A 23,435-nucleotide genomic window follows, 5' to 3' on the forward strand; every position below is an offset into this window, starting at 1 on the left:
CCCGGCGGACAGCGGCGGCACCCGACATCGCGTCTTCGACGCGCGAGAGCCATGACACACGCATCAGCACCCCCGCAGATCACCGAGCCGAGCCCGAGCCTTCTCCGTCTCGCCGGATTCCCCTACTTCCTCATCGCCTTCATCGCGCGACTTCCGTTCGCCATGATGGTCGTCGGCGTCCTGACCGTCGTCGTCTCGGCCCGCGGCTCGCTCTCGCTGGGTGGGCTCACCTCGGCCGCCGTCGGTCTGGGAACGGCGTGCTTCGGCCCCCTTCTCGGCGCCGCCGCCGACCGGTTCGGCCAGCGGGTGGTCCTGGTCGTGCTCGCGCTGGCCAACGGCGCGATGCTCCTGCTCTTCACCTTCGTGGTCTACGGGGAAGCCGCAGACGGCTTCGTGCTGTTGGCGGCGGTCGGGATCGGCGCCACGGCACCGCAGGTCGCGCCGCTCTCGCGCTCACGTCTGGTCACGATCATCGCCGATCGAATGCCGGAGGCACGTCGCGCGAAGACCGTCTCCGGGACGATGGCCTACGAGTCCGCGGCGGATGAGACCGTGTTCGTCTTCGGGCCGTTCCTGGTCGGCATCCTGGCGTCCGCGTTCGCTCCCTGGGCTCCGCTGGTGGGCGCCGCTGTGCTCACCGTCGTCTTCGTCGGCGCGTTCGCGCTGCACCCCAGCGGACGTCACGTGTCGCAGGACCGCGACGCGGATGGCAGAGCCCCGTCAGCGGTCTCGGAGCTGTTCCGGCCGCAGCTGCTCATCGTCGTCCTCGGCATTCTCGGCGTGGGGATCTTCTTCGGGACGATGCTCACCTCGCTGACGTCGTTCATGGCTGACCGCGGTGTACCCGAGCAGGCCGGGCTGCTCTACGGCGTGATGGGCGTCGGGTCGGCGGTGCTCGCGTTGGGCGTCGCCTGGCTTCCTCCGTCGTTCTCGATGCGCGCACGGTGGCTCGTCTTCGCCGGCATCCTGCTCGCCGGAACGCTCCTGCTCGGATTCGTCGACTCGCCGGGCACGATGATGCTCGCGCTGGCGATCATGGGAATCGGCATCGGACCCACCCTGGTCACGCAGTACAGCTTCGGGGCCGCCCGCAGCCCGCGTGGTCGCTCGGCGACGGTCATGACGATGCTGGGCTCCGGCGTCGTGGTCGGGCAGTCGATCGGCGCGGCAGTGGCCGGCGAGATCGCCGAGAACGTCGGAACGTCCGCCGCGCTCCTGCTCCCGATGATCGCGGCATTCATCGCCTTCGGCGCGGGAGTGGCGAACTGGGCGCTCAGCAGCGAGCGGCGTACACGTTCGTCGGTGACGGCCTGACCTCCGGCGACGGTATTCCGCGATCCTGGGTAGGTTTGATTTCACCGCTGATGTGAGGAGTCCCCCTTGACCGCCGCAGATTTCGTCGTCGTCGCCAACCGCCTGCCGGTCGACCGGGTGGAGGGACCTGACGGCGAGGAAGTCTGGCGCACGTCTCCTGGTGGGCTCGTGGCCGCCCTCGAGCCGATGATGCGCAACGTGCGCGGGGCCTGGGTGGGCTGGGCAGGGCAGGCCGACGTCGAGCTCACGCCGTTCGAAGCCGGTGGTATCGAGCTGGTGCCGGTCGCACTGAGTGCGCAGGAGGTCGCGGAGTACTACGAGGGCTTCGCCAACGACACGATCTGGCCGCTGTACCACGACGTGATCGCGCCGCCGCAGTACCACCGCGAATGGTGGGACGCGTATGTCAGAGTCAACCGTCGGTTCGCCGAGGCTGCCGCCGCTGCCGTGGCGGAGGAGGGCACCGTCTGGGTGCACGACTACCAGCTGCAACTCGTCCCGCAGATGCTTCGCGAACTGCGTCCGGACGTGACGATCGGCTACTTCCACCACATCCCGTTCCCGGCTCACGGTCTCTACGCCCAGTTGCCGTGGCGGGATCAGGTGCTGCGCGGGCTGCTCGGTGCCGACGTCATCGGCTTCCAGCGCGCTCAGGACGCCACCTACTTCCTCACGGCCGTGCGCCGCAGACTCCGCTACGACGTCAAGGGACCGAACGTCTCGGTGCCTGACGGGGAGGGGACCCGCACGGCGCTGGCGCGGGCGTTCCCGATCTCCATCGACACGACGCCGTATCTCGAGCTCGCGGCCCGTGAGGACGTGCGTGCACGCGCCGCCGAGATCCGCGCGAGCCTCGGCAACCCGAAGCGCATCCTGCTCGGCGTCGATCGACTGGACTACACCAAGGGCATCCGCCACCGCATCAAGGCCTACGGGGAGCTGCTCGCGGAAGGGCGACTCAACGTCGAAGACGTCACGCTCGTGCAGGTCGCGAGTCCGAGCCGGGAGCGCGTCGACGCGTACGTCCATCTGCGTGACGAGATCGAGCTCGCCGTGAGCCGCATCAACGGCGACACGGACACGATGGGCCACTCCGCCATCCGGTATCTGCACCAGGGGTATCCGCGCGAGGAGATGGTCGCCCTCTACCTGGCCGCCGACGTGATGCTGGTCACCGCATTGCGCGACGGCATGAACCTCGTGGCCAAGGAGTACGTCGCCAGTCGCGTGGACGATCGCGGCGTCCTCGTGCTCAGCGAGTTCACCGGGGCGGCGGACGAGCTCCGGCAGGCGGTGCGGGTCAACCCGCACGACATCGAAGGGCTCAAAGACGCGATCATGACCGCGGTGGAGATGCCCCCGGCCGAGCAGGGTCGGCGCATGAGATCACTACGCCGTCGTGTGCTGGACAATGATGTGAACGCCTGGTCCTCCTCGTTCCTCGCCGCGCTGTCCGAGGTGCGCGGACGCTGAGCACCCGCGGGGCCGCGATACTGGGAAAGAACCCCCTGCGATTGGAGAACCTGTGACGCGCCCCTGGATCCCCGGAACCGACGACGACGACCTGAGTGCCCTGGCGGCGACGCCGCGCCTGGTCGTTGCCCTCGACTTCGACGGCACCGCCTCGCCGCTCGTGCCTGACCCGATGGCTGCGCGCGCGCTTCCCGAGGTCGCGATCCAGGTGGAGCGGCTCGCGTCGCTTCCCGACACCGTCGTGGCGTACGTCTCCGGACGCAGCATGCACGATCTGCGGGTCATCACCGAACACACCGACGACTCCGCCATCGCCCTCGCGGGTTCCCACGGCGCGCAGTACTGGTTCCCGGGTGAGGGAGATGCCGAGATCGCGGGCGACGTCACCGAGGACGGCTCGCGTGAAGAGCTGTGGGCAGCCGCGAAGCCGATCATCGAGCGCTTCGAAGGTGCCGAGTTCGAACCCAAGACCTTCGGCATGGGCGTGCACACCCGCCGCGCGGACCGCGAGACCGAGGAGCGCGTCTTCGCCGAGATCGACGCTCTCGTCGCCGAGCGCTTCCCGCACTGGCGACGTCGGGCCGGACACCGCGTGCTGGAGTTCTCCTCGCGTGCAGAGGGCAAGGACGCGGCCATGATGGCGCTTCGTGAGCGCTTCGACGCCACCGGAATCCTGTTCGCCGGTGACGATGTGACCGACGAGGATGCGATGCGCGTGCTCGGCGAGGGCGACCTCGGCGTGCGCGTCGGTCCGGGGGAGAGCGCTGCGGCGCTTCGTGTGGACACTCCACAACAGATCGCCGCGCTTCTGGAGGCGCTGGCGGACGAACGCGCCTCCGCACGGCAATAGACTTCCGTCATGTCCTCGCATGATCCCTCCCAGAGCGCGCCCATCGACATCAAGCCCCGCAGCCGCGTCGTCACCGACGGCATCGAGGCCACGACCTCCCGAGGCATGCTCCGTGCCGTCGGGATGGGGGACGCCGACTGGGACAAACCGCAGATCGGCATCGCGTCCAGCTGGAACGAGATCACTCCCTGCAACCTGAGCCTCGATCGGCTCGCGCAGGGCGCCAAGGAGGGTGTGCACTCCGGGGGCGGCTACCCGCTGCAGTTCGGCACGATCTCCGTCTCGGACGGCATCTCGATGGGTCACGAGGGGATGCACTTCTCGTTGGTCTCCCGTGAGGTCATCGCCGACTCCGTCGAGACCGTGATGATGGCAGAACGCCTCGACGGCTCCGTCCTGCTCGCCGGCTGCGACAAGTCGATCCCGGGCATGCTCATGGCGAGCGCCCGCCTCGACCTGTCGAGCGTCTTCCTCTATGCCGGCTCGATCGCGCCGGGGTGGGTCAAGCTCTCCGACGGCACCGAGAAGGACGTCACGATCATCGACTCGTTCGAGGCGGTCGGCGCCTGCCGTGCCGGTCTCATGAGCGAGGAGGACCTCAAGCGCATCGAGTGTGCGATCGCCCCGGGCGAGGGGGCCTGCGGTGGCATGTACACCGCCAACACGATGGCATCCGTCGCCGAGGCGCTCGGTCTCAGCCTCCCCGGTTCGGCCGCACCGCCCGCCGCGGACCGTCGGCGCGACTACTTCGCCCACCGCTCGGGCGAGGCCGTCGTGAACCTGCTCCGCCAGGGCATCACGACGCGCGACATCCTCACCAAGGAGGCGTTCGAGAACGCGATCGCCCTGGCGATGGCGCTCGGCGGCTCCACGAACGTGGTGCTCCACCTGCTGGCGATCGCTCGCGAGGCCGACGTCGACCTGAGCCTGCACGACTTCAACCGCATCGGCGACAAGGTTCCCCACGTCGCCGACATGAAGCCGTTCGGCAAGTACGTCATGAACGACGTCGACCGTCACGGCGGCATCCCCGTGATCATGAAGGCGATGCTCGACGAGGGCCTCCTGCACGGTGACGCACTCACGGTCACGGGCAAGACGCTCGCCGAGAACCTCGCCGATCTCGACCCGCAGCCGATCGACGGCGAGGTCATCCACACGTTCGACAACCCGATCCACGCGACCGGCGGACTCACGATCCTGCACGGTTCGCTGGCTCCTGAGGGCGCCGTCGTCAAGACGGCCGGCTTCGACGCCGCCGTGTTCGAGGGCCCCGCCCGCGTGTTCGAGCGCGAGCGCGCCGCCATGGACGCCGTCGCGGAGGGCGAGATCGAGCCCGGTACCGTCATCGTCATCCGCTACGAGGGCCCCAAGGGCGGACCGGGTATGCGCGAGATGCTCGCCATCACCGCGGCCATCAAGGGCGCGGGACTCGGAAAAGATGTACTACTCTTGACGGACGGACGATTCTCAGGCGGCACAACCGGCCTGTGCATCGGCCACATAGCACCCGAAGCGGTGGACGCAGGTCCTATCGCCTTCGTGCGCGATGGTGATCTGATACGGGTCGATATCGCAGCTCGCTCTCTCGATCTACTCGTCGACGAGGCAGAGCTCGCCTCCCGCCGCTCTGGCTGGGAGCCGCTTCCCCCGCGCTACACCCGAGGCGTTCTTGCCAAGTACTCGCGCCTCGTGCGGTCCGCCGCCGAGGGAGCGACCACCGGCTGACCCGGACGCTCCGGCATCCGGTGTCCTCCACAGATCATCAGAAGGAAAGTCATGACTGCTGACTCCGCCCCGGCTGTGCCGAGGCCGCCCGCCCGTCAATCCTCTGCTCCGGAGATCACCGGCGCCGAGGCCGTCGTCCGCTCGCTCGAGCTGCTCGGTGTCACGGATGTCTTCGGCCTGCCCGGCGGGGCGATCCTCCCCGTGTACGACCCGCTGATGGATGCCAAGGATCTGCGCCACATCCTGGTGCGGCACGAGCAGGGGGCCGGCCACGCGGCCGAGGGGTACGCCTCCGCGTCCGGCAAGGTGGGCGTGTGCATCGCGACCTCCGGCCCGGGTGCGACGAACCTCGTCACCGCGATCGCCGACGCCTACATGGACTCGGTGCCGATGCTGGCCATCACCGGTCAGGTGTTCTCGACACTGATGGGGACGGACGCCTTCCAGGAGGCCGACATCGTGGGCATCACGATGCCGATCACGAAGCACTCGTTCCTGGTGAAGGACGCGGCCGACATCCCGGGCGCGATCGCGGCGGCGTATGAGATCGCCGGCACAGGTCGCCCCGGTCCCGTGCTGGTCGACATCACCAAGGATGCGCAGCAGGCGACGGCGCCGTTCGTGTGGCCGCCCAAGATCGATCTCCCCGGCTACCGCCCGGTGACCAAGGCGCACGGCAAGCAGATCCAGGCCGCAGCCACCCTGCTCGCCGAGGCCAAGAAGCCGGTGCTGTACGTGGGCGGCGGAGTGATCCGCGGCAAGGCGTCGGCCGAGCTCCTCGAGCTCGCGGAATCCACGGGAGCGCCGGTCGTCACCACGCTGATGGCCCGTGGCGCGTTCCCTGACTCGCACCCGCAGCACCTCGGCATGCCGGGCATGCACGGCACGGTTCCCGCCGTGCTGGCGCTCCAGGAGGCCGACCTCCTCGTCTCGCTCGGCGCACGGTTCGACGACCGCGTGACGGGCAAGGCGGCGCTCTTCGCCCCGAACGCCAAGGTCGTGCACGTGGACATCGACCCCGCGGAGATCTCGAAGATCCGCACCGCGGATGTGCCGATCGTGGGAGATGTCCGCGACGTGCTGACCGATCTGGATGCCGCGTTCCGCGGTGCCACCGCCAGCGCGAAGCCCGACATCGAGGAGTGGTGGTCGTACCTCGATGGCCTCCGCACCGAGTTCCCGCTCGGCTACGCGCCGACGACCGACGGGCTCCTCGCTCCGCAGTACGTGATCCAGCGCATCGGCGAGCTCACCGGTCCCGAGGGCATCTTCGCCTCGGGTGTTGGCCAGCATCAGATGTGGGCGGCGCAGTTCATCAAGTACGAGCGCCCCAACGCCTGGCTGAACTCCGGCGGTGCCGGCACCATGGGCTACTCGGTGCCCGCGGCGATGGGTGCGAAGGTCGCAGAGCCGGAGCGTCACGTCTGGGCGATCGACGGCGACGGCTGCTTCCAGATGACCAATCAGGAGCTCGCGACCTGCACCATCAACAACATCCCGATCAAGGTCGCGATCATCAATAACTCCTCGCTGGGCATGGTGCGCCAGTGGCAGACGCTGTTCTACGACGGCCGCCACTCGAACACCGACCTCAACACCGGGCACGGCACGGTCCGAATCCCCGACTTCGTGAAGCTCGCCGAGGCGTACGGCTGCCTGGCGATCCGCGTGGAGAAGGAGGAAGAGGTGGATGCCGCCATCCAGCTCGCGCTCGAGACGAACGACCGCCCCGTGGTGATCGACTTCGTCGTGAGCGCCGACTCCATGGTGTGGCCGATGGTCCCGCAGGGCGTCAGCAACAGCTACGTCCAGTACGCCCGCGAGCACGCGCCCGACTTCGACCAGGAGGACTGATCCATGTCGACTCACGTGCTGAGCCTGCTGGTGGAGAACACCCCAGGACTCCTCACCCGCGTCGCCGGGCTGTTCGCCCGTCGCGGCTTCAACATCGACTCCCTCGCCGTCGGCGTGACCGAGGTGCCCGGTATCTCCCGCATCACGGTCGTCGTCGACGTCGAGGAGCTGCCGCTCGAGCAGGTCACGAAGCAGCTCAACAAGCTGATCAACGTGATCAAGATCGTCGAGCTCGATTTCTCGACGTCGGTCCAGCGCGAGCACATGCTCGTGAAGGTGCGCACCGACAACGCCACGCGCTCGAATGTGATCGAGGTCGTGAACCTCTTCCGCGCGTCGGTGGTGGACTACGCCTCGGATGCGCTCGTGATCGAGGTGACCGGCGACAAGGGCAAGGTCGACGCCATGCTCCGTGCACTGGAGCCCTTCGGCATCAAGGAGATCGCGCAGTCGGGTCTTCTCGCCATCGGGCGCGGCGGTAAGAGCATCACCGAACGCGTCCTGCGCGGCTGACCATCCCGAGCAATACAGTCTTCGCCGCTCCTGGAGCGCGCGAATCCCGACGAAACGCAAAGAACAAGGAGAAACACACAGTGAGCACCGAGATCTTCTACGACGCCGACGCAGACCTGTCCCTGATCCAGGGCAAGAAGGTCGCGATCGTCGGCTACGGCTCGCAGGGCCACGCCCACGCGCAGAACCTGCGCGACTCGGGCGTCGAGGTCGCCATCGCACTGAAGGAGGGCTCCAAGTCCGCCGCGAAGGCCGAAGAGGCCGGCTTCCCCGTGAAGACCGTCGCCGAGGCCACCGAGTGGGCCGACGTCATCATGATCCTCGCGCCGGACCAGCACCAGCGCATCATCTACAGCGAGTCCATCGCGCCGAACCTCACGGCCGGCAAGACGCTCGCCTTCGCGCACGGCTTCAACATCCGCTTCGGCTACATCGACGCACCCGAGGGTGTCGACGTGATCCTCGTCGCCCCGAAGGCGCCGGGCCACACGGTCCGTCGCGAGTTCGTCGCCGGCCGTGGCATCCCGGACATCATCGCCGTCGAGCGCGACGCATCGGGTCACGCCTGGGACCTCGCCCTCTCGTACGCGAAGGCCATCGGCGGCACCCGCGCCGGCGTCATCAAGACGACCTTCACCGAAGAGACCGAGACCGACCTGTTCGGCGAGCAGGCCGTGCTCTGCGGTGGCGTGAGCCACCTCGTGCAGGCGGGCTTCGAGACGCTGACCGAGGCCGGCTACCAGCCGCAGATCGCCTACTTCGAGGTGCTGCACGAGCTCAAGCTCATCGTCGACCTGATGTGGGAGGGCGGCATCGCCAAGCAGCGCTGGTCGATCTCCGACACCGCCGAGTTCGGCGACTACGTCTCGGGCCCGCGCGTCATCGACGAGCGCGTCAAGGAGAGCATGCAGGGCGTGCTGGCCGACATCCAGTCGGGCGCCTTCGCGAAGCGCTTCATCGACGACCAGGACAACGGGGCCGAGGAGTTCCTCGCGCTGCGCGCCAAGGAGGAGCAGCACCCCATCGAGGTCACCGGCAAGGAGCTGCGTTCGCTCTTCGCCTGGAAGCAGCAGGACGAGGACTACGTCGACGGCAGCGCTGCGCGCTGACCTGAGTCCAGCCTGACCTGAGTCAAGAAGAACGGGCGCCCCCTCGGGGGCGCCCGTTCTTTCGTCTTCATCCCGGCGGGTCAGGTCCGGGTGAGTTCCTCGAGGATCTCGATCACGTGCCGGTAGGAGCGGCCGGTGGCCCTGGTCATCCCGATCTCGCACGTGCGGTTGGCCGACACGAACGCATCGAAGCCGCCGCGCTCCTCCTCCGCGGCCGCGATCTCCGCGGATTCCTGTGCGGTCGCACTGGCGGTGAGTTCCGGATGCAGCATCCCACGGTCACCGGCGAAGGCGCAGCAGCCCCAGCCCTCCGGGATGAAAACGTCGTCGGCGACGGCGGCCGCGATCGCGGTCAGAGCCCCCGTCGCCCCGAGGGCGGTCGTCGAGCACGTCGGGTGTACGGCCACGGTCGGAAGCTTCGCGGACACGGTCAACCGCGGCAGCACCTCTCGGGCGACGTACGTCGTCGCATCCTCGATCCGGAGCCCGGCGTACTTCGGACTCTTCGCCACGGACTGCGCGAGCATCACATCGAGGCCCTCTGTGCAGGATGCAGCGTCGCACACCACGGGGAGCTCGCCCTGGCGGCTCGCCTCCCAGAGGGAATCCAGCACCCGGTCGGACATGAGCCGGTAACCGTCGAGGTGGCCCTTGGACTTCCAGGGCGTGCCGCAGCAGAGGCCGCCGTTCTCCTCAGGGATCACGATGGGGATGCCGGCGCGTTCCAACAGCTCGCGCAGCGCGTCCCTCGATCCCTGGCCTTCGCCCTCCGCGCCGAACATCGTGCCGATGCACGCGCCGAAGAACACGACCTGCGCATCGCTCGGGGCTGCGGGGAGCGGAGGCTTCGACCCGCCGCGGGGAAGTCCCGCGTCGTAGAGCGGGAGTGTGTCGGCGCCCAGAACGGCGCGTCCCACCCGGGTCACTCCGCGGACGAGAGGAGCCGGGAGCGCGTCCGCGACCGTGAGGGCGATGCCGCCGGCCCGGGTGACCGTGCTCCAGTGCTTGGCCGCCGTGCCCCAGAGGGCACCCTCGACGGCGTTCGACTGCTCGGCCCGCAGCCGACGAACCAGGTCGCCGGTGTTGATGTCGACCGGGCACGCCACGCCGCACATGCCGTCGACGGCGCAGGTCTGCACGCCGTCGTAGTCGTAGTCCTTCTGCAGATCGCGCAGCAGCTCGGTGTCGCCCTGCTCTTCGGCCCAGGCCATGTCGCGGCGGATCACGATGCGCTGACGCGGGGTGAGCGTGATGCTCTTGCTCGGACACGTCGGCTCGCAGTATCCGCACTCGACGCAGCGGTCGACCTCGTTCTCGACCGTGGGAACGCGCTTGAGGTCGTGCAGGTACGAGTCGGGGTCGTCGGAGAGGACGACGCCGGGGTTGAGGATGCCGTCGGGATCGAGCAGGCCCTTGATCTCCCACATCATGTCGGTCAGCTCGTCGCCGTACTGGCGGCGCACGAACGGCGCCATGATGCGACCGGTTCCGTGCTCGGCCTTCAGCGAACCCTGCTGGGACAGCACCAGGTCGACCAGGTCGTCCGTGAACCGGCGGTAGCGGGCGACGCTGTCGGCGTCGTCGAAGCGCTCGTTGAGCAGGAAATGGACGTTCCCGTCCTTCGCATGACCGAAGATGACCGAGCCCTCGTAACCGTGCTCGGCGAACAGTTCGATCAGTCGCTCACAGGTCGCGAGCAGGCGGGGGACGGGCACGACGATGTCTTCGAGCAGAGCGGTCGTGCCGGAGGGGCGCGCACCCGCCACCGCCGTGTAGAGACCCTTGCGCACATGCCACAGCGCGGCCCGCTCGGCGGCGTCCGTCGTGAGTCGAGGCGCCACGGCCAGCGGCAGGGCCTCGAAATGCACCTGGGCGGCGGCGCTCGACTCCGTGAGGGACGCAGCATCGGAGGCGTGGACTTCCACGAGCAGGGCCGCATGCCCCTGGACGTCGATCTCCGCGATCGCCGCCGGGACATCGCTCAGACCCTGTGCCACGCGCAGCGATGCGGCATCCATCAGCTCGATCGTCGCAAGGCCGAGACGCGTGAGGTCGGGGAGTGCGGTCATGGCGGCCGACAGCGTCTCGAACACGAGCAGACCGGTGGCGATCGCCGGACGAACCTCGATCGTGCGGAACCGTGCCTCGGCGACGAACGCGAGGGTGCCCTCGGACCCGATGATGAGGTGCTCGAGGATGCGCACCGGATCGTCGAAGTCGAGCAGGGCGTTGAGGCCGTAGCCCATGGTGTTCTTCATCGAGAACTGCTGCCGGAGGAAGTCGACATGCTCCGGCGAGGCGAGCAACCGTGCGCGCAGGGCCAGGAGCCCGTCGACGATCGCCGGTTCCGCGGCGCGCAGCAGCTCGTTCGCGTCGGGTCGTCCGGTGTCGAGGATCGTCCCGCTCGGGAGCACGATCGTCATCGATTCGATGGTCTGGTACGAGTTCTCGGTGATGCCGCAGGCCATGCCGCTGGAGTTGTTCGCCACGACCCCGCCGATCGTGCAGGCGATCTCACTCGCCGGGTCGGGCCCGAGCTTGCGGCGGTGGCGTGTCAGCCGGGTGTTGACCTGGCGAACCGTGGCTCCGGGACCGACGCGGACGAATGCGCCGTCGTCCTCCACGCGGATGTCGCGGAAGTGGCTGCGCGTGTCGACGAGGATGTCGCCGCTGACGCTCTGCCCCGACAGGCTCGTCCCGCCGGAGCGGAAGGTCATCGTGCGTCCCGCCGCACGCACGGCGCCGAACGCACGGGCGACGCCCTCGGCATCCGCGGGGGAGAGCACCGCATCCGGGATGAGCAGGTAGTGCGAAGCGTCGTGTGCCCGGGCGAAGCGGTCGATGGACCGGGAGTGCACCTCGGTCGTGGGGCCCAGCAGTGCGGGATCCAGCGGTTCGGCGAGTGTGGTCGGCACGGTGCTCCTCTGCTCCGTCGAAAGATTGTCTGACAAGTGTACCGACGGCGGGGCGTTTCGTTAGACTGACCGGATGACCATGAGCTCGGACGCGCCGCTCGGCATCGTCGGCGTGGTCGACGCCGTCACCGCTCAGCTGCGCGGACGCATCCTCCGCGGCGAGATCGGCTCCGGCACGCCGCTCACGGAGTCAGCCGTCTCGCAGACGTTCGGGGTGGCCAGGCCGAGTGCGAAAGCAGCCATCGAACAGCTCGTCGCCACCGGACTCCTGGTGCGCACCGCGCATCGAAGCGCCCGCGTCGTCGGGATCGACTCCGAGACCGTGCGCGACGTCTACCGCACGAGGACACGGCTGGAGAGCGCGGCGCTGCGCGAACTCGCCGTGACCAGGACCGTTCCGGATGCTGCCCGCGACGCCAACGCCGAGATCCTCGCGATGCCGGCCGGCCCAGACCCGGCGACTGTCGGCCCCGATCTGCGCTTCCACACCGCGCTCATCGACGCCCTCCAGAGCGAGCGGACCGGTCGCATGTACCGCAGCGTCCTCGACGAGGTGCGACTGTGCATGGCGCAGGTGCAGGGCCGTCGCCTGCTCGACGCTGCGGTGATCGCTGCCCAGCACGCCGACATCCTCGACGCGGTCGAGTCAGGAGAGGGCGAGCGTGCGGCCGCCCTCCTCGAGGCGCATCTCTCTTCGGCCGAGGAGAGGCTCGTCGAAGCGCTCGACGCCGACTAGCGACCGGAGATCGTCACTCGGCCGGGGCCTCGTCGACGACGATGGGCGCTTCCGTGGAATCCGCCCATTCCGGCGCGGGGAGGACGGTGTCCACCTGCCCCGCCTGGATCGCTCGCAGCGCCTCGGTGATCTCCTCGTCGTTCTCGGGAACGGGAAGGTCGCATGCACGCAGCTCGGAGGCGAACTGCAGCGTCAGCCGGTTCTTGCCCGCTTCCACGGCCTGTGCCGTCGTGCCGGTGATGATCTCGCTGCCGGTCTGGATCGCGGAGACCTCATCGCAGACGTGGTACACCTTGCCGCCCTCGACCCACACGACCTCGTCCTTGCCGAGCAGCTGGATCACGGCGGACTGATCGGCCGTGTACTGCTCGACCGACGGCGGAGCGAAGTCGACGCCGAGGACGACGGCGAGAGCCGCGAGGGCTACTCCGACGATGCCGGCCGTCGTCTTCTGGCCCTTGTCCATGTCCTTGTTGAGGAAGATCAGGATGACGAGGGGGAGGAAGGCGACGATCGCGATGATCGCGCCGAGCTGGTTCTGCACGAAGAACCGTGTCTTGTCGGACTTCCGCGCGGGGTCGAGGCGATTCGCCTTCTTCCAGAGCACGGACCCGGTGATCGAGAGTGCGGCGATCACGACGAGCAGCACGAGGAGTGCGATGAACGCCCACTGCGGGAACGTCGCCGTGACGCCGTGCTCCTCGAGCAGTCCGGTGTCGGGGTTGCGGAGGAGCTGTCCGTCCTCGCCGACGTAGACGCGCTGGCGAAGCAGCCAGAAGATGCCGACGGCTTCGCCGATGATCGCGATGGCCCAGAGCACGGCCGCGATCCAGCGGAAACGGGTCGCCTTCGTCTTGCTCTCGGGAGTGGGGACCCATCCGGCGGGCGGCTCGGTGTTCGTGTTGCTCGCCGCAGGCCGCTCGACGTCGGCGTTCTTGTTGTCGCTGTCGGCCACGGTGCTCCCCTTTTCCCTCCGGTGCCCGCCATACCGGCTCAAGGCAACCCCGAGCATAGTGGACCGGGTGTCCTACTCTGGGGAGATGACTTCCGATTCCGACGACGCCCTCAGCTGGGAGGGCGACGACGCCGCGGCGCCGCAGGATCGCGCCCTTCCGCACGGCTGGAACGCCGTGGGCAGGGGCAGCGAAGAGGTGGGGACGGTCGAGGATGACGGCACCGTCACCCCCGCTGCGACCGACGAGCCGGCGGGCATGAGCACCATGATGCTGTTGATCCTCGGGGTCGTCGGCGGCGTCTATCTCCTCTACACGATCGGCTGGATCGTCGGCGGACTGCGACTCAAGCCGCTGGCCTCTTTCCTCGTCGACGACGCCATGTTCCTGCCGTGGTTCGTGCTGGCGATCGCCGCGCCCGCGCTGTGGTTCCTCGCGACCTGGGTCCTGACCCGGGGGAGGGCCGCGTGGATCCGCGTCGCCGTGCTGCTCGCGGGCGTGGTCCTCCTCGTTCCCTGGCCCTTCGTCACCGTGGGGGTGATCGGATCGTGAGTGCGTCTTCCGCTCCTCAGCAGGTCTCGGCGGGCTCGCCCCGCTGGCTCGTCGGACTCGTCATCGGGCTGGCAGGGCTGTTCTACGCCTACGCGGCGTGGAACGCCGTCGCACACCTGATCACGATGGCGCAGACCGGATTGACCGGAGGGGGATGGGCGACACTCCTGTTCGGCGTCGCCTTTCCCGCCATCGTCTTCGCGTTCGCGTTCGTGATCGGTCGACGACGCAATGTCGGAGAGCTCTCCCTGGTGTTCCTCGCGGGACTCGGCATCGTCGCGGTCTTCTGGATGAGCCTCATCGCGCTCAGCCTCACGATGCCCAGCGCCTGAGTCGCACACGGTCACACGGCACGGAGGGCCTCGAGTGCTCGGGTAGAGTTGACGCGATCGCGCCCCCATGGTGTGCGGCGCATCGGCCACTCCCGCCTGCCGCGCTGCCCCGAAGGATCCACTGTGCCGAAGCCCGTCGTGCTCATCGCCGAAGTACTCTCTCCCGCCACCATCGAGGCCCTCGGCCCCGACTTCGACGTCCGCAACGTCGACGGCACCGACCGTGAGGCGCTGTTCGCGGCGCTGGCGGATGCCGATGCCGTGCTGGTCCGCTCGGCGACCCGCATCGATGAGGAAGCGCTCACCCACGCGCCGAAGCTCAAGGTCGTCGCCCGTGCCGGAGTCGGCCTCGACAACGTCGACATCAAGGCGGCCACGGCTGCCGGCGTCATGGTCGTCAATGCGCCGACCTCCAACATCGTCTCCGCCGCCGAGCTCACGGTCGGCCACATCCTGAGCCTCGCCCGCCGCATTCCGGCCGCGCACGCCTCGCTCTCCGCAGGCGCCTGGAAGCGCAGCTCCTTCACGGGAGCCGAACTCTTCGAGAAGACGGTCGGCATCGTCGGCCTCGGTCGCATCGGTGCGCTCGTCGCCGCGCGCCTTGCCGCTTTCGACATGCGTGTCGTCGCCTACGACCCCTACGTCACCTCGGCGCGCGCCCAGCAGCTCGGCGTGCAGCTCCTCTCGCTCGATGAGCTCGTCGCCGAGTCCGACTTCCTCACGATCCACATGCCGAAGACGCCGGAGACCACTGGCATGATCGGTGCCGAGCAGTTCAAGGCCATGAAACCGACCGCGTTCGTCGTCAACGTCGCGCGCGGCGGCCTGATCGACGAGGAGGCGCTGCACGCCGCCCTCGTCGCGGGAGAGATCGCCGGTGCGGGCCTCGACGTCTTCACCTCCGAGCCCCCCGCAGAGGGTGGCACCGCTCGTCCGCTGCTCGATCTTCCCAACGTCGTCGTCACCCCGCACCTCGGTGCGAGCACCGAGGAGGCGCAGGAGAAGGCCGGTGTCTCGGTCGCCCGATCCGTGCGTCTCGCGCTCGGCGGCGACCTGGTGCCCGACGCGGTCAACGTCGCCGGCGGTGTCATCGACCCGTACGTGCGCCCCGGTATCTCGCTGGTCGAGAAGCTCGGTCAGATCTTCGCGTCGCTGGCGACCTCGCCGCTCACGAGCCTCGACGTCGAGGTGCACGGTGAGCTCAACGACTACGACGTGAGCGTGCTCAAGCTCGCCGCTCTCAAGGGCGTCTTCACGAACATCGTCAGCGAGACCGTCTCCTACGTCAACGCGCCGCTCCTCGCCGACCAGCGCGGCATCGCCGTGCGCCTGCTCAAAGACGACGTGAGCGATGAGTATCGCAACGTGATCACGCTCGCCGGCGCGCTGTCGGACGGGTCCCAGCTGTCGGTGTCCGGCACGCTCACGGGCCCGAAGCAGGCCGAGAAGCTGATCGGCATCAACGATCACGCGCTCGAGCTGCCGATCGAGAAGCACCACGTCGTCATGCTGTACACCGACCGTCCCGGCATCGTCGCGGTCTACGGTCAGAAGTTCGGCGAGGCGGGCATCAACATCGCCGGCATGCAGATCGCCCGCGAGGCGGCCGGTGCACAGGCGCTCAGCGTTTTGACGCTGGACTCTCCGGTCTCCGACGAGCTGCTCGACGACGTGCGCGACGCGATCGACGCCGACCTGTTCCGTCAGATCGAGATCACCGAGGTCTGATCGAAGGCTGCAGACAGGAGGGCGGGAGCGTGATGCTCCCGCCCTCCTCTGTAGGGCGTTGCGGTCAGGCTGTCGCCTTCAGCACCAGCGCGATCAGCTCGGCGAGCTCGTCGCTGCGGGGGACCAGACGCTCGGGCCCGTGCACGTCGAGCGAGTTGTTGAAGTAGAGCCCGTCGCTGACCAGCATCACGAGGTCGAGGCTCGCCGTGTCGCGCACGTGCGGACGGATCGTCTCGGCCCACCGTCGCCGCGTGTCGCGGAGCATGTCGGCTGCCGGCACGGATCCTCCCTGCGCGAGTCGGGTCGCGGCGATGAGTGCGCGGTCGAGTGCGTCGTCCTCCATCACCGATGTGCGCACGTAGTACGCGACGGGGCCTTCCTCAGCGGACGACATCCGTTCCAGGTCGAGTGTCGTGAGGTTGTCGAGGCGCTCCATCAGCCCCGCTTCGAGGTCATCCTTCGAGCCGAAGTGGTAGAGGAGCCCGCCCTTCGACACTCCCGCGGCCTTGGCCGTCGCGTCGAGTGTCGCCGCACGTTCGCCGTCTTCGATGAGGATCGCTTCGAAGGCGTCGAGCACTTTCTCGCGGGCGAGGGGAGGTCGGGGCATCGTGGATCCTCTGCACAGGGGAGCGGCGGGAATTCTGTTACTATACCATCCGGACGGTTCACTAACGATACCGCCGAAACTGTGAGAGGTGTTCCATGACCCGTACTGCGTCGATCCCGACGACAGAGACGGATGCTCCCCGCGTCGGAGCCCGTGGCTGGGCGGCGCTCGTCGTCCTCATGCTGCCGGTGCTGCTGGTGTCGGTGGACAACACGGTGCTGAGCTTCGCGCTCCCCGAGATCTCCATCGCGCTCGCCCCCACCGGGGCCGAGCAGCTGTGGATCATCGACGTGTACCCCCTGGTGCTCGCCGGGCTCCTGGTGACGATGGGCACGCTGGGCGACCGCTTCGGCCGCCGGAAGATGCTGCTGATCGGTGCGACCGGCTTCGCCGCCGTGTCGGCTCTCGCCGCCTTCGCGCCGACGGCTGGGCTGCTCATCGCCGCCCGCGCGCTTCTCGGTTTCTTCGGCGCCATGCTGATGCCGTCGACCCTCTCGCTGCTGCGCTCGATCTTCCAGAACCGCGACCAGCGCCGCATGGCGATCGCGGTGTGGGCCTCGGCGTTCTCCGCCGGTTCCGCCCTCGGACCCATCGTGGGCGGATTCCTCCTCGAGCACTTCGCCTGGGGATCGGTGTTCCTCATCGCCGTCCCCGTGCTCATCCCGCTCCTGATCGCGGCACCGCTGCTCGTCCCGGAGAGCCGCGACCCGAACCCGGGCCGCATCGACCCGATCAGCATCGCGCTCTCGATGGCGACCATGATCCCCGTCGTCTACGCGATCAAGTCACTGGCCGTCGACGGGCCGAGCCTCACGGCCGGCGCATGGGCTCTGCTCGGCTTCGGCATGGGGTACCTGTTCGTCCGTCGCCAGCTGCGCTCCCGGTCGCCGATGCTCGACATGGCGCTGTTCCGGCGAGGCTCATTCTCCGGGGCGATCCTGGTGAACCTGCTCAGCGTCGTCGCGCTCGTCGGCTTCCTCTACTTCGTGTCGCAGCACCTGCAACTGGTGCTCGGACTGTCGCCGATGATGGCGGGCCTGGCGCTCGTGCCCGGGATGCTCGCGATGATCGTCGCCGGCCTCTCGGTCGTGCCCGTCTCGCGCCGCGTGCCGCCGCACATCGTGATCCCGGTCGGACTCGCGTTCTCGGTGGCGGGCTACCTGATCGTGGCATTCACGACCCACGCGCACGGAGTGCTTCCCCTCGTCATCGCCTTCGTCGTGCTCGGCATCGGCATCGGGGCGGCGGAGACGATCTCGAACGAGCTGATCCTCTCCAGTGCCCCCGCGGCGAAGGCCGGCGCGGCGAGTGCCGTCTCCGAAACCGCGTACGAACTCGGCGCCGTGCTCGGCACCGCGGTGTTGGGTGGCATCATCACCGCGTTCTACCGCGGCGCGCTCGTGCTGCCCGAAGGGCTGCCGGCCGATGTGGCGCACGCGGCGGGGGAGACCCTGGCCGGCGCCTACACCGCGGCGCAGGAGCTCCCGGGGCAGCTCGGAACAGCGCTGTGGGATGCGGCTGCTGCCGCGTTCGGCTCCGGTGTGATGGTGACGTCGCTGATCGGCGCTGCCCTCGTAGTCCTCGCCGGTGTCATCGCGGCCGTCACACTGCGCAAAGCCCCCTCGCACTGACCAGTACGCTGGGAGGACCGGCCCGCTCGACCCCGTCGGGCCCGGCCGGTCCATCCCCGTGCAGTGCGCAAGGAGTGTCATGTCGCGTGTCGTGAAGCTGGCCGTCATCCCCGGTGACGGCATCGGTCCCGAGGTCATCGCCGAGGCGGAGAAGGTGCTCGACGCCGTCACCGCTGAAAGCGGCGTGGTCTTCGACAAGACCCGTTTCTCGCTGGGCGCCGGACGCTTCCTCGACACCGGCGACACCCTCACGGACGACGACCTCGCATCGATCACGGCCAACGACGCGATCCTGCTCGGCGCGGTCGGCGGCACGCCGGGTGACCCGCGTCTGAAGGATGCGAACATCGAGCGGGGGCTGCTGCTGAAGCTGCGCTTCACCCTCGACCACTACGTGAACCTCCGGCCGTCGAAGCTCTTCACGGGCGCACCCGGTCCCCTGGCGGATCCGGGTGAGATCGACTTCGTCGTGGTCCGTGAGGGCACGGAAGGTCCCTACGTCGGCAACGGCGGCGCGATCCGCAAGGGCACGCCGCAGGAGGTCGCGAACGAGACCTCGGTGAACACGGCCTTCGGTGTGGAGCGCGTCGTGCGCTACGCCTTCGATCTCGCCGAGCGCCGCCGCAAGAAGCTGACTCTCGTGCACAAGACGAACGTGCTCGTGCACGCAGGAGCCATCTGGCAGCGTGTCGTCAACGAGGTCGCCGCCGAGCACCCCGACGTGACCGTCGACTATCTGCACGTCGACGCGGCCACGATCTTCCTGGTCACCGACCCCTCGCGCTTCGACGTGATCGTCACCGACAACCTGTTCGGCGATATCCTCACCGACCTCGCGGGAGCCGTGACCGGCGGTATCGGACTCGCGGCGTCGGGGAACATCAACCCCGACGGCGCGTTCCCCTCGATGTTCGAGCCCGTGCACGGTTCGGCGCCCGACATCGCGGGCCAGCAGAAGGCCGATCCGACCGCGGCGATCCTCTCGATCGCACTGCTGCTCGACCACCTCGGCCTCGCGGGGGAATCCGCACGCGTGAGCGCGGCGGTCGAGGCCGACATCGCCGCACGCACGGCGGCACGAACGACGGCGGAGATCGGCTCCGCGATCACTGCGCGCCTCTGACTGCAGGCGTAGGCTGAACGGGCGCGACGATGCGCCCACCCACGAGGAATGGATGATGAGATGACGACCATCGATGCCGAGGCGACCGTGGCTCCCCTGGAGTTCCTCGTCATGAAGAACCTGAACGCTGTGTCACCCGACCGTCTCGCCGAGGCGCTGGAGAATCCGGGCTTCGGCGTGGTCTTCACCGATCACATGGTCGACATCTGCTGGTCCGCCAAGGGCGGGTGGCACCGCCCGCGCGTGCAGCCGTACGGTCCGATTCCGCTGGACCCCGCCGCATCCGTCCTGCACTACGCGCAGGAGATCTTCGAGGGCATCAAGGCCTATCGTCACGCCGACGGCTCGATCCACACGTTCCGTCCCGACCGCAATGCGGCGCGCCTGCAGGCCAGCGCCCGCCGCCTCGCGCTGCCGGAGCTCCCGACCGAGTACTTCATCCAGTCGCTGCGCGAGCTCATCGCCGTCGACGGCCGCTGGGTGCCGACCGGGGCGGACCAGAGCCTCTACCTGCGGCCCTTCATGTTCGCCAAGGAGGCCTTCCTCGGCGTCCGCGCCGCCCAGAAGGTCGCCTACTACGTGATCGCCAGCCCTGCGGGCGCCTACTTCACCGGCGGCGTCAAGCCGGTGCGCATCTGGCTCTCCGAGGAGTACGCTCGCGCCGGCAAGGGCGGCACGGGCAAGGCGAAGACCGGCGGCAACTATGCCTCCAGCCTGCTCGCACAGAGCGAGGCCAGCGCGAAGGGCTGCGACCAGGTGGTCTTCCTCAACGAGAAGCGCGACGTCGAAGAGCTCGGCGGCATGAACGTCGTCTTCGTCTTCAAGGACGGCCGGGTGGTGACACCGGAGTCGGACAGCATCCTCGAGGGCATCACGCGCGACTCGCTGCTGCAGCTCGCGGAGGACCGCGGCTACACGGTCGAGAAGCGTCCGATCTCGATCGACGAGTGGCGTGAAGGCGTGGCTTCCGGAGACATCGTCGAGGTGTTCGCCTGCGGCACCGCGGCAGTCGTCACTCCGATCGGTGCGCTGGTCGGCGACGGGTTCGACGAGCCGCAGCCGCTGGGCGAGCTCGCCCTCTCGCTGCGCGAGGAGCTCACCGACATCCAGTACGGTCGCCGCGAAGACAAGCACGGCTGGCTCCTGCGTCTCGACGCCTGAGCCGCGGGAGCGCTCGGTAGGCTGGATCCATGAAGATCGCCCGGTTCAGCCACGACGAAGCCATCATGTACGGGATCATCGACGAGCGCGAGCTCGTGGTGCTCGCCGGAGACCCGATGTTCACCGGGTACGAGACCACCGGCGCGCGTGTGCCGCTCGCGGATGCTGCGCTGCTCGCCCCGGTGATCCCGCGGTCGAAGGTCGTCTGCGTCGGCAAGAACTACCACGACCACGCCGCCGAGATGGGGGGAGTGGCTCCCGAGGAGCCGCTGCTCTTCCTGAAGCCCAACACCTCGGTGATCGGCCCCGGCGACGCGATCGTGCGTCCGACCCTCTCCGAGCGCACCGAGTACGAGGGTGAGCTCGTCGTGGTGATCGGCAAGATCGCGAAGAACGTGAAGGCCGAGAACGCGCTCGACTACGTGCTGGGCTACACGATCGGGAACGACGTGACCGCGCGTGACCTGCAGCGCAAGGACGGCCAGTGGTCGCGTGCGAAGGGCTTCGACACGTTCTGCCCCCTCGGGCCGGTCATCGAGACCGATTTCGACCCGGCGAACGCCACCATCGAGACCCGCGTGAACGGAGAGGTGCGGCAGCACGCACCTCTGACCGACATGATCCACTCCGTGCCGGCGATCATCGAGTACGCCTCCGCCGTGTTCACCCTGCTGCCCGGAGACGTGATCATGACGGGGACGCCGGCCGGTGTCGGCACGTTCGAGGCCGGCGACGTGGTCGAGGTCGAGATCTCGGGACTGGGCATCCTGCGCAACAGCGTGCGCGACGCCGTACCCGCACCATGAGCGATGTCGCCCTGACGGCGACGCAGCAGGCGACCGTCCAGCGGCGGACCGTACTGGTGCTGTCCTTCGGGCAGGTGCTGGGCGGCATCGCCTTCGGCGCCACGGTGTCGCTCGGCGCTCTTCTGGCGGCGGACATCTCGGGGAACGATGCGCTCTCCGGCCTGGCGACGGCGTCGGTCACGTTGGGAGCGGCGGCGTGCGCCATTCCGCTCGCGCGTCTCGCCGCGCGCGTCGGACGGCGTCGGGCACTCACCCTCGGCAACCTGTTCGCGCTGGTCGGCATCGCTGTCGTCATCCTCGCCGCCTCTGTGCGGGTCTTCCCCCTGCTGCTGGCGGGCATCCTGATGATCGGCGCCGGCAACGCGGGCAACCTGCAGTCCCGGTTCGCGGCCACGGATCTGGCAGCACCTCAGCATCGCGGCCGTGATCTCTCGATCGTCGTCTGGTCGACGACCATCGGCGGGGTCGCCGGGCCCTTGCTCCTCGGTCCCGGAGAGATCGTGGGGCAGGCGGTCGGCATGCCGCCGCAGACCGGCTCCTATCTGTTCTCGTTCGTCGCGCAGTGTGCGGCTCTGGTGCTGTACCTCGTAGCCCTCCGCCCGGACCCGCTGCTCGCTGCGCAGCGTCTCGCGAAGGTGGCGGCGGCGACGACCGGGGCCGTGGTGCTCGACCGCCCCCGTGTGGCGCGCTACGCGATCTTCGCGGTCGCCGGATCCCACGTGGTGATGGCGTCCGTGATGGCGATGACGCCGGTGCATCTGTCGCACATGGCGCACGGCGCGCATGGCATGGCTCCCACTCCGGCCGATGTGTCCGCGCTCGTGGGTATCACGATCGCTTTGCACGTCGGCGGCATGTACGCCCTGTCGCCCGTGTTCGGCGTGCTCGCCGACCGCTGGGGGCGTCTGCGCGTGGTGCTGTTGGGTCAGGTGCTGCTCGCCGGTGCGCTGGCGTTCGCCGTGTTCACGGGCACGGAGGCCTGGGGCGTGATGGTCGCGCTCATCCTGCTGGGGCTGGGCTGGAGTGCGGCGACGGTCGCCGGTGCCGCACTGCTCACCGAGGCCTCCGCACCGGAGCTGCGCACCCGCAGGCAGGGCCGCAGCGACTCGCTGATGAGCCTCTCGGCGGCAGCCGGATCGGTACTGGCCGGGGTCGTCCTGGCGAACTTCCAGTACGCGGGGCTCGGTGTGGCCGCGTTCATCCTGGTGATCGCGATCGTCGCCCTGTCTCCGCTGGCTCGCTCCGGCACCCGATGAAGGACTGGGCCGGGGTCGGCGAGGCATACGCCGCCTCGTACGTGGACCTGTGCGCCGGAACCTTCCCCGTGATGCGTGACGCGCTGGGTACGCCTGGCGACCGCAACCTGCTCGATGTCGGTGCCGGCGACGGCACACTCGCCGAAACGTGGTCGGTGGGTGGATGGGATGTCACCGCCTGCGAACCGGAGGCGTCGATGCGCGCCGTCTCGCGGCGGCGGCATCCTGCGATCGAGCCGGTCGACGGTGCACTGCCCGATCTTCCGTTCGCCGACGGCACCTTCGACGTCGTCGTCGCGAACTTCGTGCTGAATCACGTCGCCTCGCCACGCGAATCGGCCGCCGAACTGCGCCGGGTGAGTCGCGGCATCGTCATCGCGACCACCTGGACGCTGTCGCCCTCCTGGCTCTGGGCCGAGATCACGGGACGTGCCGGGCTGAAGCCGTTCGCGGGCGCGAGGCTTCCGGCTGCGGAGGATTTCGAGCGGACGCCCGAGGGTTTCGCACGGATGCTGAGGGAGGCGGGCCTGGGCCATGTCGCCGTCGCGGAGCATGAGTGGGCCTGGAACGCGCGACCCGAGGCGCTCTGGGCATCGGTCGAAGGAGGCGTCGCCGGTGCGGGCGCCCTCTACGCCGGACTGGATGCGGGCGATCGGCGACGTTTCCGCGCGGCCTTCGACTTCGTCGTCGAGCAGCGGCGGAGAGGTGGCGTTCTGCCCCTCGAACACCGGGCGGCGATAGCCGTGGCGACGGACGCCTGAACGCCCACCGCCCGCCAGCGGAGACGACCTCGT

At 68.8% G+C, this 23,435-nt stretch carries 20 protein-coding genes; 17 read left to right on the forward strand and 3 right to left on the reverse strand.

The window, feature by feature from the left end:
- Nucleotides 1–51 precede the first annotated feature (51 nt).
- From OC372_RS02470 to ilvC, 7 genes are all read left to right on the forward strand, one after another.
- Entirely contained in the window at nucleotides 52–1,314 is a 1,263-nt protein-coding gene (locus tag OC372_RS02470) for an MFS transporter (protein WP_262000831.1), read from the forward strand.
- Nucleotides 1,315–1,380: 66 nt separating this feature from the next.
- Nucleotides 1,381–2,787 (forward strand): trehalose-6-phosphate synthase, encoded by a 1,407-nt coding sequence (locus tag OC372_RS02475; protein ID WP_262000832.1) that lies wholly within the window; start codon nucleotides 1,381–1,383, stop codon nucleotides 2,785–2,787.
- Nucleotides 2,788–2,839: 52 nt separating this feature from the next.
- Nucleotides 2,840–3,637 carry a trehalose-phosphatase gene (otsB, locus tag OC372_RS02480; RefSeq protein ID WP_262000833.1) on the forward strand — a complete coding sequence of 266 codons (798 nt, stop codon included), beginning with the start codon at nucleotides 2,840–2,842 and terminating at the stop codon, nucleotides 3,635–3,637.
- 9 nt (nucleotides 3,638–3,646) lie between these two features.
- Nucleotides 3,647–5,365 (forward strand): dihydroxy-acid dehydratase, encoded by a 1,719-nt coding sequence (gene ilvD, locus OC372_RS02485; RefSeq protein ID WP_105709817.1) that lies wholly within the window; start codon nucleotides 3,647–3,649, stop codon nucleotides 5,363–5,365.
- A 51-nt stretch (nucleotides 5,366–5,416) separates the two neighbouring features.
- On the forward strand, nucleotides 5,417–7,219 hold the full coding sequence (locus OC372_RS02490; protein WP_029263578.1) for an acetolactate synthase large subunit: 1,803 nt from the start codon (nucleotides 5,417–5,419) through the stop codon (nucleotides 7,217–7,219).
- Nucleotides 7,220–7,222: 3 nt separating this feature from the next.
- The gene (ilvN, locus tag OC372_RS02495; protein WP_029263577.1) at nucleotides 7,223–7,732 is read left to right on the forward strand and encodes an acetolactate synthase small subunit; all 510 of its coding nucleotides are present in this window, start codon (nucleotides 7,223–7,225) and stop codon (nucleotides 7,730–7,732) included.
- An 80-nt stretch (nucleotides 7,733–7,812) separates the two neighbouring features.
- Nucleotides 7,813–8,841, forward strand: a complete 1,029-nt coding sequence (ilvC, locus tag OC372_RS02500; protein WP_029263576.1) for a ketol-acid reductoisomerase — start codon at nucleotides 7,813–7,815, stop codon at nucleotides 8,839–8,841.
- A gap of 80 nt (nucleotides 8,842–8,921) precedes the next feature.
- Here the strand turns inward: ilvC and OC372_RS02505 are convergent, their stop codons facing one another.
- Nucleotides 8,922–11,756: an FAD-binding and (Fe-S)-binding domain-containing protein gene (locus tag OC372_RS02505; protein ID WP_262000834.1), complete on the reverse strand. Its 2,835-nt coding sequence runs from the start codon at nucleotides 11,754–11,756 to the stop codon at nucleotides 8,922–8,924.
- A gap of 73 nt (nucleotides 11,757–11,829) precedes the next feature.
- Between OC372_RS02505 and OC372_RS02510 the strand changes: the two genes are divergently transcribed.
- Complete coding sequence (locus OC372_RS02510; RefSeq protein WP_105709819.1) at nucleotides 11,830–12,492, forward strand: GntR family transcriptional regulator; 663 nt, start codon at nucleotides 11,830–11,832, stop codon at nucleotides 12,490–12,492.
- 13 nt (nucleotides 12,493–12,505) lie between these two features.
- Here the strand turns inward: OC372_RS02510 and OC372_RS02515 are convergent, their stop codons facing one another.
- Nucleotides 12,506–13,447, reverse strand: a complete 942-nt coding sequence (locus OC372_RS02515; protein ID WP_262000835.1) for a hypothetical protein — start codon at nucleotides 13,445–13,447, stop codon at nucleotides 12,506–12,508.
- An 85-nt stretch (nucleotides 13,448–13,532) separates the two neighbouring features.
- On the opposite strand from OC372_RS02515, the gene OC372_RS02520 reads away from it, so the two are divergent.
- The 3 genes from OC372_RS02520 to serA all read left to right on the forward strand — a co-directional run bounded on the left by OC372_RS02520 (nucleotide 13,533) and on the right by serA (nucleotide 16,057).
- On the forward strand, nucleotides 13,533–13,997 hold the full coding sequence (locus OC372_RS02520) for a hypothetical protein (RefSeq protein WP_262000836.1): 465 nt from the start codon (nucleotides 13,533–13,535) through the stop codon (nucleotides 13,995–13,997).
- Nucleotides 13,994–14,329: a hypothetical protein gene (locus OC372_RS02525; RefSeq protein WP_262000837.1), complete on the forward strand. Its 336-nt coding sequence runs from the start codon at nucleotides 13,994–13,996 to the stop codon at nucleotides 14,327–14,329. Before OC372_RS02520 ends, OC372_RS02525 begins: the two co-directional genes overlap by 4 nt.
- A 123-nt stretch (nucleotides 14,330–14,452) precedes the next feature.
- Nucleotides 14,453–16,057, forward strand: a complete 1,605-nt coding sequence (gene serA, locus OC372_RS02530; protein WP_029263570.1) for a phosphoglycerate dehydrogenase — start codon at nucleotides 14,453–14,455, stop codon at nucleotides 16,055–16,057.
- Nucleotides 16,058–16,121: 64 nt separating this feature from the next.
- On the opposite strand, the gene OC372_RS02535 is transcribed toward serA, so the two are convergent.
- Nucleotides 16,122–16,664, reverse strand: a complete 543-nt coding sequence (locus OC372_RS02535; protein WP_262000838.1) for a TetR/AcrR family transcriptional regulator — start codon at nucleotides 16,662–16,664, stop codon at nucleotides 16,122–16,124.
- A gap of 95 nt (nucleotides 16,665–16,759) precedes the next feature.
- Here OC372_RS02535 and OC372_RS02540 point away from each other — a divergent pair, with 95 nt between their 5' ends.
- From OC372_RS02540 to OC372_RS02565, 6 genes are all read left to right on the forward strand, one after another.
- Entirely contained in the window at nucleotides 16,760–18,295 is a 1,536-nt protein-coding gene (locus OC372_RS02540) for an MFS transporter (protein WP_262000839.1), read from the forward strand.
- A 79-nt stretch (nucleotides 18,296–18,374) separates the two neighbouring features.
- Complete coding sequence (locus tag OC372_RS02545) at nucleotides 18,375–19,418, forward strand: 3-isopropylmalate dehydrogenase (RefSeq protein WP_262000840.1); 1,044 nt, start codon at nucleotides 18,375–18,377, stop codon at nucleotides 19,416–19,418.
- A gap of 60 nt (nucleotides 19,419–19,478) precedes the next feature.
- Nucleotides 19,479–20,579 carry a branched-chain amino acid aminotransferase gene (locus OC372_RS02550; protein ID WP_029263566.1) on the forward strand — a complete coding sequence of 367 codons (1,101 nt, stop codon included), beginning with the start codon at nucleotides 19,479–19,481 and terminating at the stop codon, nucleotides 20,577–20,579.
- A gap of 29 nt (nucleotides 20,580–20,608) precedes the next feature.
- Nucleotides 20,609–21,385 carry a fumarylacetoacetate hydrolase family protein gene (locus tag OC372_RS02555; protein ID WP_029263565.1) on the forward strand — a complete coding sequence of 259 codons (777 nt, stop codon included), beginning with the start codon at nucleotides 20,609–20,611 and terminating at the stop codon, nucleotides 21,383–21,385.
- Nucleotides 21,382–22,641 (forward strand): MFS transporter, encoded by a 1,260-nt coding sequence (locus OC372_RS02560; protein ID WP_262000841.1) that lies wholly within the window; start codon nucleotides 21,382–21,384, stop codon nucleotides 22,639–22,641. The genes OC372_RS02555 and OC372_RS02560 overlap by 4 nt, the downstream gene beginning before the upstream one ends.
- On the forward strand, nucleotides 22,638–23,402 hold the full coding sequence (locus tag OC372_RS02565; RefSeq protein WP_262000842.1) for a class I SAM-dependent methyltransferase: 765 nt from the start codon (nucleotides 22,638–22,640) through the stop codon (nucleotides 23,400–23,402). The genes OC372_RS02560 and OC372_RS02565 overlap by 4 nt, the downstream gene beginning before the upstream one ends.
- Nucleotides 23,403–23,435: the final 33 nt, after the last annotated feature.

The organism is Microbacterium sp. Mcb102 (assembly GCF_024519805.1).
Lineage (GTDB): Bacteria > Actinomycetota > Actinomycetes > Actinomycetales > Microbacteriaceae > Microbacterium.